The 245-nt window shown below is 50.6% G+C and carries 1 rRNA gene; it reads right to left on the bottom strand.

The features are described from left to right. Positions 1-245 (bottom strand): 23S ribosomal RNA (locus SB751_RS34065); the annotation flags it as partial.

The following is a 245-nucleotide window of genomic DNA, read 5'->3' as shown; positions in this document are numbered from 1 at the left end:
TCGCCCGGTTTCGGGTCTATTCCCAGCGACTAGACGCCCTATTAAGACTCGCTTTCGCTACGCCTCCCCTATTCGGTTAAGCTTGCCACTGAAAATAAGTCGCTGACCCATTATACAAAAGGTACGCAGTCACAGAACAAAGTCTGCTCCCACTGCTTGTACGCATACGGTTTCAGGATCTATTTCACTCCCCTCTCCGGGGTTCTTTTCGCCTTTCCCTCACGGTACTAGTTCACTATCGGTCA

The sequence above is a fragment of the Cupriavidus sp. SIMBA_020 genome (assembly GCF_046535395.1).
In the GTDB taxonomy this organism is placed as follows: domain Bacteria; phylum Pseudomonadota; class Gammaproteobacteria; order Burkholderiales; family Burkholderiaceae; genus Cupriavidus; species Cupriavidus campinensis.
The sequence above is the reverse complement of the archived record's forward strand: the minus strand, read 5'-3'. Positions and strand labels throughout refer to the sequence as shown.